This is a genomic window from Roseburia sp. OM02-15 (genome assembly GCF_003481835.1).
Classification (GTDB): Bacteria; Bacillota; Clostridia; order Lachnospirales; family Lachnospiraceae; genus Eubacterium_I; species Eubacterium_I ramulus_A.
Genome location: NZ_QULX01000001.1, coordinates 221,825 through 234,460 on the forward strand (window position 1 = coordinate 221,825; position 12,636 = coordinate 234,460).

General features: G+C 43.3%; 10 protein-coding genes. 8 read left to right on the forward strand and 2 right to left on the reverse strand.

Annotated elements, in window-relative coordinates; genetic code table 11:
- Positions 1-178 precede the first annotated feature (178 nt).
- The 6 genes from metG (at position 179) to DXB15_RS01125 (ending at position 7,201) form a co-directional block, all read left to right on the forward strand.
- A complete protein-coding gene (gene metG / locus DXB15_RS01100) occupies positions 179-2,155 on the forward strand; it encodes a methionine--tRNA ligase (RefSeq protein ID WP_118701776.1) in 1,977 nt (658 codons plus the stop codon).
- Positions 2,155-2,922, forward strand: coding sequence for a TatD family hydrolase (locus tag DXB15_RS01105; RefSeq protein WP_118701777.1), 768 nt, complete (start codon positions 2,155-2,157; stop codon positions 2,920-2,922). Before metG ends, DXB15_RS01105 begins: the two co-directional genes overlap by 1 nt.
- A 126-nt stretch (positions 2,923-3,048) precedes the next feature.
- Positions 3,049-3,933 (forward strand): 16S rRNA (adenine(1518)-N(6)/adenine(1519)-N(6))-dimethyltransferase RsmA, encoded by an 885-nt coding sequence (gene rsmA / locus DXB15_RS01110; RefSeq protein ID WP_118701778.1) that lies wholly within the window; start codon positions 3,049-3,051, stop codon positions 3,931-3,933.
- A 283-nt stretch (positions 3,934-4,216) separates the two neighbouring features.
- A complete protein-coding gene (locus tag DXB15_RS01115) occupies positions 4,217-5,263 on the forward strand; it encodes a SpoIID/LytB domain-containing protein (RefSeq protein WP_109215730.1) in 1,047 nt (348 codons plus the stop codon).
- Between the two features lie 214 nt (positions 5,264-5,477).
- Positions 5,478-6,293 carry a M23 family metallopeptidase gene (locus DXB15_RS01120; protein WP_242979839.1) on the forward strand — a complete coding sequence of 272 codons (816 nt, stop codon included), beginning with the start codon at positions 5,478-5,480 and terminating at the stop codon, positions 6,291-6,293.
- Positions 6,294-6,889: 596 nt separating this feature from the next.
- Positions 6,890-7,201 carry a GIY-YIG nuclease family protein gene (locus DXB15_RS01125; RefSeq protein ID WP_109217005.1) on the forward strand — a complete coding sequence of 104 codons (312 nt, stop codon included), beginning with the start codon at positions 6,890-6,892 and terminating at the stop codon, positions 7,199-7,201.
- 65 nt (positions 7,202-7,266) lie between these two features.
- On the opposite strand, the gene trmB is transcribed toward DXB15_RS01125, so the two are convergent.
- On the reverse strand, positions 7,267-7,911 hold the full coding sequence (gene trmB, locus DXB15_RS01130) for a tRNA (guanosine(46)-N7)-methyltransferase TrmB (RefSeq protein ID WP_109217006.1): 645 nt from the start codon (positions 7,909-7,911) through the stop codon (positions 7,267-7,269).
- 842 nt (positions 7,912-8,753) lie between these two features.
- Between trmB and DXB15_RS01135 the strand changes: the two genes are divergently transcribed.
- On the forward strand, positions 8,754-10,241 hold the full coding sequence (locus DXB15_RS01135; protein WP_118701779.1) for a D-alanyl-D-alanine carboxypeptidase family protein: 1,488 nt from the start codon (positions 8,754-8,756) through the stop codon (positions 10,239-10,241).
- A gap of 164 nt (positions 10,242-10,405) precedes the next feature.
- On the opposite strand, the gene DXB15_RS01140 is transcribed toward DXB15_RS01135, so the two are convergent.
- Positions 10,406-11,356: a flavodoxin family protein gene (locus DXB15_RS01140; RefSeq protein WP_109215077.1), complete on the reverse strand. Its 951-nt coding sequence runs from the start codon at positions 11,354-11,356 to the stop codon at positions 10,406-10,408.
- 308 nt (positions 11,357-11,664) lie between these two features.
- On the opposite strand from DXB15_RS01140, the gene DXB15_RS01145 reads away from it, so the two are divergent.
- Positions 11,665-12,564, forward strand: a complete 900-nt coding sequence (locus DXB15_RS01145) for a LysR family transcriptional regulator (protein ID WP_109215078.1) — start codon at positions 11,665-11,667, stop codon at positions 12,562-12,564.
- Positions 12,565-12,636: the final 72 nt, after the last annotated feature.

A 12,636-nucleotide genomic window follows, 5' to 3' on the forward strand; every position in this document is an offset into this window, starting at 1 on the left:
CTACACTCCGTTCCGGTCGGCGCAAAAATCCGGCATTATGACTGCCTGCTTCATTGACTTTTCAAGGTGCCTGTGATACGCTTAACTACTAGGAAAAAAGAACTGTTGAGTCTTTATTTAAGTAGATTATTATGCAGACAGTTCATCCGATAAATACCAAAAAAGGAGTGATTTGATTATGTGTAAAACCTGCAAAGGAAAATATTATATGACAACAGCGATTGCCTACACATCAGGTAAACCGCATATTGGAAATACTTATGAGATTGTACTGGCAGACAGTATCGCCCGTTACAAACGTCAGGAAGGTTATGACGTATACTTCCAGACCGGAACAGACGAGCATGGTCAGAAAATCGAGTTAAAGGCAGAGGCAGCCGGTATTACACCGAAGGAGTATGTTGACAAAACTGCCGGAGAAGTAAAACGTATCTGGGATCTGATGAATGCTTCTTATGACAACTTCATCCGTACAACTGATGAGGATCATGAGAAACAGGTACAGAAAATCTTCAAAAAACTGTACGATCAGGGAGATATTTACAAAGGATATTACGAAGGAATGTACTGCACACCGTGTGAGTCTTTCTTCACAGAGTCTCAGCTGGTAGACGGCAAATGCCCGGACTGCGGCCGTGAGGTTCAGCCGGCTCAGGAGGAAGCATATTTCTTCAAAATGAGCAAATACGCTGACCGCCTCATCGACTACATCAACACTCATCCGGAGTTCATTCAGCCGGTTTCCAGAAAAAATGAGATGATGAACAACTTCCTGCTTCCGGGACTGCAGGATCTGTGTGTATCCAGAACATCCTTCAGCTGGGGTATTCCGGTAGATTTTGATCCGAAGCACATTGTTTATGTATGGCTTGATGCGCTGACAAACTATATCACAAAAATCGGTTACGATGCAGATGGTAATTCTTCTGACCTGTTCAAGAAAAACTGGCCGGCAGACCTTCATCTGATCGGTAAAGATATCATCCGTTTCCATACCATTTACTGGCCGATCTTCCTGATGGCACTGGATCTTCCATTGCCGAAACAGGTATTTGGACATCCGTGGTTACTTCAGGGTGATGGAAAAATGAGTAAATCCAAAGGAAACGTACTGTATGCAGATGAGCTGGTAGATTTCTTCGGCGTAGATGCGGTTCGTTACTTCGTACTTCATGAGATGCCGTTTGAAAATGATGGAACCATTTCCTGGGAGCTGATGGTTGAGCGTGTAAACTCCGACCTTGCGAATACCCTTGGAAACCTTGTAAACCGTACCATCTCCATGAGCAACAAATATTTTGGCGGCGTGGTAAACAAAACAGGCGTTGAGGAAGACGTAGATGCTGACCTCAAAGCAGTTGTAACAGGAACCCGCGACAAAGTAGCTGCAAAAATGGATCAGCTGCGTGTGGCAGATGCAATTTCAGAAGTATTTACCTTATTCAAAAGATGTAATAAATATATCGACGAGACCATGCCTTGGGCACTTGCAAAAGATGAGACAAAACAGGATCGTCTTGCAGAAGTACTTTATAACCTGGTTGAGAGTATCAACATCGGTGCAGAACTGTTAAAGAGCTTCCTGCCTGAGACATCTGCAAAAATCCTTGCTCAGATCAACGGCACAGAGCGTGATTTTGACGATCTGACAACTTTCGGTCTGCGTGAGAATGGTCTGAAAGTAACAGATAAACCGGAAATCCTGTTCGCGCGTCTTGACCTTGCAGAGGTTATGAAAAAAGTAGAAGAACTTCATCCGCAGGTAAAAGAAGAAGCACCGGCTGAGGAAGCAAAAGCAGACGAGGAAGTCATCGACATTGAGCCGAAGGAAGAGATCACTTTTGAAGACTTTGGAAAAATGCAGTTCCAGGTTGGCGAGATCATTGCCTGCGAAAAAGTGAAAAAATCCAAAAAACTGCTTTGCTCTCAGGTAAAAATCGGAAGTCAGGTAAAACAGATCGTTTCCGGAATCCAGAAACATTACACACCGGAAGAGATGGTCGGCAAAAAAGTCATGGTACTTGTAAACCTGAAACCGGCAAAACTGGCAGGCGTTCTTTCTGAAGGTATGCTGTTATGCGCAGAGGACGCAGAGGGTAATCTGTCCCTGATGACACCGGAGAAAACAATGCCATCCGGAGCGGAGATCTGCTAATGATTTTTGACACACATGCACATTATGATGATGAACAGTTTGATACAGACAGAGAGGTGCTGCTTCTCGGCATGGCGGAGCAGAATGTCGGCACGATCATAAATGTCGGCGCATCTTTAGACGGCTGTTGGCGCAGTGTGGAGCTGGCGCATCAGTATCCATTTGTCTATGCGGCGGTTGGCGTTCACCCGGATGAGGTAGGAGACTTAAATGATCAGACTTTTGCCCGTCTGCGGGAAACAGCCCGCACCGAAGAAAAAGTGGTAGCCATTGGCGAAATAGGTTTGGATTATCACTGGGATGTACAGCCCCACGAAGTGCAGCAGCACTGGTTTGTGCGTCAGATGGATCTGGCAAAAGAGCTGGATCTGCCGATCGCGGTACACAGCCGCGATGCGGCAAAAGATACCTTTGATCTGATTGCTGCCCGTGGTAAAAATCAGCGCGGCGTGATTCACTGCTATTCCTATTCTCCGGAAATGGCGCAGGAATATGTAAAGCTTGGATATCATATCGGACTTGGCGGGGTGGTGACTTTTAAAAATGCGAAAAAGGCGAAAGAAACTGCACGACAGATTCCTCTGGAGCGCATTTTGCTGGAAACAGACTGTCCGTACATGGCACCGACACCGTTTCGCGGAAAACGCAACAATTCCGCGTATATCGATTATGTGGCACAGGAAATCGCAGATCTGAAAGGAATTTCCAAAGAAGAAGTGATTGCTGTTACCGAAGAAAATGCAAGAAAGCTGTTTTTATCCAAATAAGAAAGTGAGTTGTGCATTAATTCTCATTTGCATTTGAGTTGGTTAGAAATAGACAATATTTGCAGAGTATAAAACTTGAATATGGAAAATCATTGTTTTTCATATAATATAGGAGAACATAGGAATATGAGTGAAAACAGACCAAAACCGTATCTTGGAAATCCGCAGGAGACCATTGCGGTATTAAACCGTTATAAATTTGCATTTCAGAAAAAATTTGGTCAGAACTTCCTGATCGATACTCATGTGCTGGAGCGCATTATCGACGAGGCCGGTATCACACCAGACGATTTTGTTCTGGAGATTGGACCGGGTATCGGAACCATGACACAGTATCTTGCCTGCGCAGCCCGTGAGGTTGTTGCGGTGGAGATCGACAAAGTGCTGATCCCGATTCTGGAAGGTGACACACTGAAAGCATTTGATAACGTAACTGTCATCAATGAAGATATTTTAAAAGTAGATATCAACAAACTGGTAGAGGAGAAAAACGGCGGCTGTCCGATCAAGGTGGTAGCCAATCTGCCATATTATATTACGACACCGATCATCATGGGTCTGTTCGAGAGCCATGTGCCAATCGAGAGCATTACGATCATGGTGCAGAAGGAAGTTGCAGACCGTATGAAAACAGGACCGGGTTCCAAGGAATACGGTGCTCTGTCTCTGGCAGTACAGTATTATGCAAATCCGGAAATCGTGGCAAACGTGCCACCGAACTGCTTCATGCCGCGTCCGAATGTTGGTTCCGCAGTCATTCGTCTGACCAGACATGAGACACCAGTCGTTGATGTCAAAGACGAAAAACTGATGTTTCGTATTATCCGCGCATCCTTCAATCAGCGCAGAAAAACACTGGTAAATGGACTGAAAAATTCCGGTGAGATTAATTTCACCAAGGAGCAGATTGAGGCGGCGATCACAGCGATTGATAAACCGTTGACAATCCGTGGTGAAGCATTGACACTTGCAGAATTTGCAGCTTTATCGAATGCTTTTTCTGAGATGTAGTAATTATCGGATAAGAATTGAAATTCTGCAGATGATAGGAATATTAAAGTTCATCTCAGTCTGAGTTGAGACTCCCACTTCTGCAAGTGGTGAGTAGTAACAAGTATTTCTCAGTGGGAGTTCAATCTCCGACTGAGATAAATGCTCCGCGAGGATGTGCAGTGATTCTGAAAAGAAGATGTCAGCTTGCGCTGACCAGAATCACGCACCAAGTCTCACGTGCGTTCGACTTGAAAATAAATTATCTGTGGAATAAAAAATAATCTGAGTCATAAAGTTTAGAATGAAAGAAAAATTCAAACTTTATGGCTCAATTTTTATATTAATTATTTTTGTTCCGTATTTGCTGACCGTTTGGGTGAGAGGCGGTTTTGGAGGAAAACAGACACATCCTGTACAGGAGCAGATCGAAGAACAATTGCCCTTTGTGGTGGCACGGGAAATTTCGATAGATAGTGAATCGGAATGCCTGAAGGCACAGACGATTATTGCCCGAACCAACCTGTGGAAAAGCTATCAGAAAGCATTGGCAGAAGCACAAACAGATGAAGATGCAGCAGGCAAAACTCAGACAGGTGAAAATGTATCGGAAGAAAATCTGTCAGCAAAAAAAGAGACAGGAAAAAGTACAACAAGTGAAAATGACTCAGACAAAAGTAAAAAGATTCAGGACACAAATATAGAATGGACTGTATCTGATTCTGAGTTAGAAAGTTACACAGAACAGGAATTGAAGAAAATTTGGGGAACTTCTTACGAATCCAACATGGAAAAACTCAGACAGGCAGTGGAGGAAACATCCGGCGAAATCCTGACCTGTGAAGATCAGACGATTCAGGCAGCTTATCATTATGCCGCAAATTGTAAAACCAGAAACGCATCCGAAGTTCCCGGTCAGGAGGATTATATCTGGCTACAGAGTGTCGACAGCGAAGATGATATGCTTGCGGACGGATTTTTGAATGTCAGTTACATGGAAAAACAGGATTTTGTAAATGCATTGGCATTGATTTTTCAAGATGAGGTGTTGGATGCGGCTCAAATGCCCGGCGCATTGGAATTATCCAAACGCGACAGTGCCGGATATGTGACGGAGGTAACCTATGGAATAACGGTAGCAAACGGGGAAGCGGTGCGTCAGGCGTTGCATTTGAATTCTGCCTGCTTCTATCTGTCTGAACTGGACGGGAAAATCCGTATTGTCACAAAAGGCATCGGACATGGATTGGGACTTAGCCAGTATGGGGCAAATGAGCGGGCAAAACAGGGGAAAAACTGCCGCGAAATTTTGACTTACTATTATACTGGTGTCAGCATCAAATCATGGTAAAAGTTAGTTGAGGGTATATAGAAATCGGCATATAATATGATTCATTAATTTACTATAATTGCGATAAAGGAATAAACTCTTTTTCTTATAGCAGGTATCATAGTTCATTTTCCGTATTTTTTGCAGTCCGTTTTTACTGCATTGAATAAATCCATTTTTTTCGGAAAGAATAACAGTAAAACCATAAGTAAGAACTGGAATCTGGAGGAGAAAAATGGAAAAGCAGAAAAAGACAGAGCATGTTGAAAAAAAGGAAAAACGGCGACGAATCATCCATACACAGAAATCATATCTGACCGCAGGAGTGATCATGCTGGTGGCAGTCATTGCCATGGCGGGGGCTTATCAGAGAGAAAAGAAAAATGCGGAAAACGCACAAAATGAAGCGGTGGCACTGGCAGAAAACGACTGGGTGGAGCCTGAGACAGATACCACCTCTACCGGGGATGAGACCCAGGAAACCATGGCGGCACAGACACCGGAATCACAGGTTTCCGACAATCTCAGCGCACAGACTGATACAACAGGGATCTCACAGACAGATCCGGTACAGGGAAGCACCGATACGACGGCGTTAAACAGTCAGGTGCAGACCAGTGAAGAACCGGTGATGCATTTTTCTGCATCGGACACCATCAGCTGGCCCCTGGAAGGCGATGTGATCTTGAACTACAGCATGGACAGTTCGGTTTATTTTGCCACATTGGATCAGTATAAGTATAATCCGGCACTGATCATTGCGGGAGCAGTCAATGACCGCGTGACAGCGGCAGCAGACGGGCAGGTGATCGGTGTGGATACGACTGCAGAAACAGGACAGACTGTGACCATCGGGCTTGGTGACAGCTATCAGGCAATCTATGGTCAGTTAAAAGAAGTCGAAGTATCCGCGGGAGATTACGTGAAACAGGGCGATACTATCGGTTATCTGGCAGAGCCGACCAAATACTATTCCGTAGAAGGCGCAAACTTGTATTTTTCCATGACAAAAGAAGGAAAACCGGTAAATCCGATGGACTATATTCGATAAAAGTTTTGTTCACGCATTGCAGCGAATCTGTGTATAATAACAGTGTACCGGTTAATATTCGCAATCGAAAAAATAAATACAGTTTTACCGGAGAAGAAAAATCCTGGTATCCGGTGTCAGACGTCTCACCTGATATCTGGATAAAACGCTATACGTTGGTCGGTAAAAAGGAAGGTACGTGAATAAAATACAGCAGGTTCGATTGCTTTTTATAAGGATGTTTGGGGTGTGCAGTAAGATATGCGAAAAATATGGACTGTGCGCCCTGAGCAGAGAAACTGCAATTGGAATATACGAATCCGATGAAAATGGTGCTCGGATGATTCAAGTCGAACGCACGTGAGACTTGGTGCGTGATTCTGGTCAGCGCAAGCTGACATCTTCTTTTCAGAATCACTGCACATCCTCGCGTAGCATTTATCTCAGTCGGAGATTGAACTTCCACTGAGAAATACTTGTTACTACTCACCACTTGCAGAAGTGGGAGTCTCAACTCAGACTGAGATGAAACAGGATGAGTCTGTTATTGTACGATATAGATGAAATATGCTGAATAAGAAATAATTTAAGAAAATAAGGGTAATATTGGAGAGAACATGAGAGAAACAACGAGAAATTATACATATATCTTAAAGTGCGGGGATGGAAGTCTCTACACTGGATGGACGAATGATATTGCAGCACGCCTGGAACAGCATCGCAGCGGAAAGGGTGCCAAATATACACGGGGACGCGGACCATTGCAGCTGGTGTATCTGGAAGTGTATGACACAAAATCAGAAGCGATGAGTCGTGAGGCAAGGATCAAACGCTTTACAAAAAGTGAAAAGTTGAAACTTCTTGCCGCAGAAGAATGGCGTTCGGAACTGACTGTGGAGGAACAGGAGTTGCTTATTTACAGAGATTAAAAAATGAGCTGCCTAATATTCCAGGTAGCTCATTTTGATCGACGTTGATAAATACGCTATGGATGTTATCTTGAGATAATCATCTTACAGATCGGATTTCCCATGGAGGAAAATTTCTGTTCATATTCAGTCATAACATTTCCCTGGTTCAGTGTTTCGTCATGATGCAGATCCCAGGTAAATGCATCTAAATGCCATCCTGCAGGCTCTACCTGCTCTAGGGAGAACTGGAACAGATCTTTGTTGTCGGTCTTGAATTCCACATGTCCTTCCGGTTTCAAAATTTTATCATATCTGCCGAGGAAGGTCTGGGAAGTCAGACGGCGTTTTGCGTGGCGGTCCTTTGGCCATGGATCGGAGAAATTCAGGTAAATACCATCCACTTCATGTTTTGCAAACATATTACAGATGTTTTCTGCATCCATACGGATAAAACGCAGATTTTCCGGCTGTGTCTCCATAGCATCTGTTTTTTCCAGAGCGCGGACAAGCACGCTGGAGTATTTCTCAATACCGATGTAGTTAATATTCGGATTCTGCTGAGCCAGAGTGGTGATAAACTGTCCTTTTCCCATGCCTACTTCAATGCGGATCGGGTTGTCATTTCCAAATATTGTATGCCAGTTTCCGGCCTGTGGGTCTTCTTCCAGAAAACACAGCGGATGATCAGCGATGGTTTCCCGGGAGCCCGGTACATTTCTTAATCTCATAAAAATAATTCCTTTCATCGTTAAAAATACTTTTGTTTTGTAAAATTTCCATTATAAAAACAATGGAATTGTGATAATTATAGTAAAAAATCAGACACAAACGGTGTCCACTATTGTATTTATGTACTTACGATATTTGGTAGTTTTCTTATAGAAAACGTCTTAGGTTTGTACTTAGTAATTTTTTATAGAAAATTTTGTGTCTGCTTGGTATTTTACTATAAGTTTCATGGAGCGACAAGAGAAATACCGCTGTTTTGCAGAGAAATACGGGTGAATTTTATTAAGATATCCTGAATTTTTCGCTGTAATGCCTGTTTCTTAACACTTGAGAGGTGTTTCTACTGGACGGAATATGTGAATTTTGTTATGATAATTGTTGTGTGAATTTTTATTTATCTCAGTCTGAGTTGAGACTCCCACTTCTGCAAGTGGTGAGTAGTAACAAGTATTTCTCAGTGGGAGTTCAATCTCCGACTGAGATAAATGCTCAGCGAAGATGTGCAGTGATTCTAAAAAGAAGATGTCAGCTTGCGCTGACCAGAATCACGCACCAAGTCTCACGTGCGTTCGACTTGAACTTAATAGAGAATCCTCTCATATCTATAAATGATGAAGGGACAGACCGTTTTCAATAAGAATTCCGTTGCTGATTGAGATAAATACTCTATAAAGATGTGCAGAGTTTTTTGGGGAAGAATATAATCAACACATTTATGGGAAAAATAGAGTAAAGGTACGAAGGTATGCAAACGACGTTCAAGGCATTCTTGAAATGAGACCTGGTGTGTAATTCCGGTCAGCGTAAGCTGCGATGAAGTTTGGCATATTTGGAGGAAAAAATGAAAAAAATATTAAAGAGAATGACAGGCATTTTCCTGTGTGTGGCAATGGCGGTTGGCATATTTGGCACAACGCCGGCTTTTGCAGAGGGGGAAGATGTCAGCGAACAGAACACGCAGGCGCAGGCAGCACAGTGGCCGACGGGACCGGAAGTGCAGGCATCAAGTGCAGTAGTAATGGATGCGTCCACTGGCACCGTTTTATTTGAAAAAGATGCGGATACACCGCGTTATCCGGCAAGTATTACGAAAATCATGACGACTTTACTGGCACTGGAAAATTGCAGTCTGGATGAGGTTGTACATTTTTCGGCAACAGCGGTATACGAAAATGAAGGTGGCACTTCCCATATTGCCAGAGATCTGGATGAGGAAATGACGCTGGAACAGTGTCTGTACGCGATCATGCTGGAATCGGCAAATGAATGTTCCTACGCTGTGGCAGAGCATGTGGGTGGTGGTGACTATCAGAAATTTATCGATATGATGAATGCAAAAGCAGCAGAACTTGGCTGCACCAATACGCATTTTAACAACTGTAACGGTCTGCCGGATCCGAATCATGTGGTCAGCGCCCGCGATATGGCACTGATTTCCAGAGAAGCAATCAAAAACAGTATGTTCCGTAAAATCGTGGGAACCGTGCGTTATGAAATCCCGCCGACAAACAAACATGCGGATCCAACTCCGCTGAACAATCATCATCAGATGATCAGTGCATACAAAGGTCGTCAAAATCTGTATGAATACTGTGTAGGTGGTAAAACCGGATGGACTTCTGATGCCGGAAATACACTGGTAACTTTTGCAGAAAAAGATGGCATGACACTGATCTGCGTGGTTATGGGATGCAGCGCAGGCGGTCAGTACAGCGATACCAGAACATTATTTGATTATTGTTTTGACAACTTTAAACTTTTTAACGTATCACAGAATGAAAACCGTTACGAAAATACGCAAAGTACAGGAAATTCTTTGTTTACAGAATGGAATGCCTTTGCAAAAGTAGACAGTACGGCACAGATCATACTTCCGGCGAATGCAAATTTTGCAGATACACAGACAGAGGTTAATTATGATCAGACAAGTGACAGCATTCTTGGAACGCTGGTTTACTCTTATGGTGGAAGACAGGTTGGAACTGCCAATGTGGTCACGACTGGAGCGAAGATCACTGCTTATCCGTTTGGGGAAAAATCTGGTACGGTAAGTAAAAACGATAACCAGACAGAGCTGTCAGAAAAAAGTGCAGAAACCGGGAACGATGCGCAGAATAACAATACTTCTGCGACAAAATCCAATACACAGATCAGCAAAAAGAAACTGCTGTTGATCGGCGGAGGTGTTGTGGGAGCAATTATTGTCGTGCTCATCATCTGGTTACTGTATAATAATATCCGTCGTATCCATCGTAGAAAAGAAGGACGCGACCGCCGGTTTAAGACTATAAAAAATAACCGCAAGTGGAACAAGCGTGGTGGACGCTAAAATCATATTTCGGGTAATTGTGTGGTTTAAAATGTAGGTTATGAAAAGGGACTCTGCAATTTTGTCTCGTCCGCTAACAATCGCTGGCCGAGAAAAATAGCCAGAGTCCCTTTCTTTTACGTTGTGTTTTAAAACCACACTGCTTACCCTTGCGTTGTGCCACCCTAAATAGCCGGGAATTTCAGTTCTTTATATTTTCCATATTTCTGCTGAACCACATCCATATGCTCAAAGAAATCAATTCTCGTCTTAATGATCTCATTTAAGTGCTCTGCACGGGCAGAGTTTACATTTCGATCACGGATCAGACCATTCTCAGCAAGTACAAATTTGTACTCGCCATTCTCGTCTTTTACCAGATCTCCACCTGCACCACAAACTGCACACTCGAATGGGAACTCAATACCATCCCAATGTTTGTCGCCTTTGTAGATCAGTGCGGAATGACATCTCGGGCACATTCCCTGATCCGGATCACCAAGCCATCCGCGCTCTTCTACCGGAGTGTTGATTGCTTTAATAATGTTTTCGCCCATCTTGTGAGCACGCTCAATCTGCTCGTCGCGCAGTAATACGTTACCCGGACGACCATTTCTTGTGGACAGCATCTGGTCAACAACCTGTACAGACTGTGTGAACATGGTCGCGCCCATGCCTTCCAGAGCAAGTGTCTGCCAGTCATGGCAGGAACCACCGACAGCGATCAGTCCGCCTACCATATGCGGATCTTCTTTGACTGCACCGATCTCAAGCAGGAAAGAAAGCTCGTATGCCAGAAATCTCTGTGCAAATTTCAGATACAGAGAACTTGGTGTCAGATCATAGGTCGGAACACCAACAATGATTCCGTTGCAGGTGTACATTTCCTGAACGATCTTGTCCATATCATCTTTGCTTTTTAAGATACAGCCATTGTATTTATCAAGTTTTCCCATTGCTACATCACCCATCTGCATGGTACATGCTTCACATCCGGTACAATGCTCGATGTTGTAATCAAATAAATTGATCAGTTTGCACTCAGCACCAGCCTCCTGACAGGCAAGCAGCGCTTCTTTTACTAAAATTTCGCTGTTTCCGTTGTGGCGTCCAGCCACGATACCTAAAATCTTCATTGTAAAACCTCCTAAATTTTTAATAACCTCAATAAGTAACCTGAATTTGTAGCTGAAATCCAAAAAGTAAGTTGCTATTTTATAAATGGATTTCTTGGTTAAATTCAGTGTAACAGGAAGCAACTGGTCTGACTAGTGATGTATCTTTCTCAATACATGCAAAAGTATTATAGAAATATGTCTTTTGGTAATGGATTTGTTGCAAATAGGTTATGGAAATGATACTATTTGCATGGACAATGACCTATATTTGAGAATAGATAGGTTTGTAAATAGATAAAAAATAACGGGAAGGACAGGAAACGGATATGACATTTAATCAGATCAAATATTTTGTCACAGTGGCAGAGTGCCTGAGTTTTACAGAAGCAGCAAAATGTCTGTTTATCACGCAGCCGGCATTGAGCCGCCAGATCAGTGCCATGGAACAGGAACTTGGAACGAAACTTTTTGTGCGGGATAAAAAGCGGTTGAAATTGACACCGGGTGGAAGTGTGCTGTATAACCGCCTGCTACATTTGCTGACAGACTATGAGGAGGCGGTGGAGGAAGCTAGACATGCCAATTCCGGATATGAGGGAAATCTGCATATCGGATTTCTGGATATCTATGATATTTCCGGTTTGTTTGACGATGTGATCCGGGAATTTCGGGAGGCATATGAAAATATCGAAATGAGTTTGGAGCGATTTTCTCTGAAGGAACTGCCGGAGCGGTTGTATGCCCGGGATCTGGATCTCATTTTGACCTATGGTTTTTCCCTGTATGATAAACCGGATCTTATGACCGTAAATATTCAGAAGTTTGATTCCTGCATCATGCTGAACCGAAACCATCCGCTGGCGGCGCAGGAGACGATTTCGCTGGCGGATCTGAAGGAGGAGCGCTTTATCCAGTTAGGACCGAAAGCAAGTGAGGAAGGCTATCGGTATATCACCAATCTATGCGTGCGATGTGGACTGCACCCGAATATCTTTCCGGTGGAGAAGATGGAGGACGTCATGCTGTGGGTTCAGACTGGAAATGGTGTTGCGATTACTACAAACCGCAGTATCGAAAAGCAGAATCCTCATGTAGTGATCCGCGATATTGATGTGCCGGAGGCGAAAAATCATAACATCACTATGGCATGGTGTAAGAATAATTACAATCCGGCGATCGCAATTTTTATGGAAATGCTTGAGAAAAAATTAACAAAAATTTTATAAAAATCTTATAAGATACACGATTTTAAGGGATTTGAGACAAAAATCTCAAAAATAGTACGGAAATAAAAACAT

What these genes read in the sequence shown, in the direction of transcription:
- metG (WP_118701776.1), top strand. Translation starts at nt 179, where the DNA reads ATGTGTAAAACCTGCAAAGGAAAATATTATATGACAACAGCGATTGCC.
- DXB15_RS01105 (WP_118701777.1), top strand. Translation starts at nt 2,155, where the DNA reads ATGATTTTTGACACACATGCACATTATGATGATGAACAGTTTGATACA.
- rsmA (WP_118701778.1), top strand. Translation starts at nt 3,049, where the DNA reads ATGAGTGAAAACAGACCAAAACCGTATCTTGGAAATCCGCAGGAGACC.
- DXB15_RS01115 (WP_109215730.1), top strand. Translation starts at nt 4,217, where the DNA reads ATGAAAGAAAAATTCAAACTTTATGGCTCAATTTTTATATTAATTATT.
- DXB15_RS01120 (WP_242979839.1), top strand. Translation starts at nt 5,478, where the DNA reads ATGGAAAAGCAGAAAAAGACAGAGCATGTTGAAAAAAAGGAAAAACGG.
- DXB15_RS01125 (WP_109217005.1), top strand. Translation starts at nt 6,890, where the DNA reads ATGAGAGAAACAACGAGAAATTATACATATATCTTAAAGTGCGGGGAT.
- trmB (WP_109217006.1), bottom strand. Translation starts at nt 7,911, where the DNA reads ATGAGATTAAGAAATGTACCGGGCTCCCGGGAAACCATCGCTGATCAT.
- DXB15_RS01135 (WP_118701779.1), top strand. Translation starts at nt 8,754, where the DNA reads ATGAAAAAAATATTAAAGAGAATGACAGGCATTTTCCTGTGTGTGGCA.
- DXB15_RS01140 (WP_109215077.1), bottom strand. Translation starts at nt 11,356, where the DNA reads ATGAAGATTTTAGGTATCGTGGCTGGACGCCACAACGGAAACAGCGAA.
- DXB15_RS01145 (WP_109215078.1), top strand. Translation starts at nt 11,665, where the DNA reads ATGACATTTAATCAGATCAAATATTTTGTCACAGTGGCAGAGTGCCTG.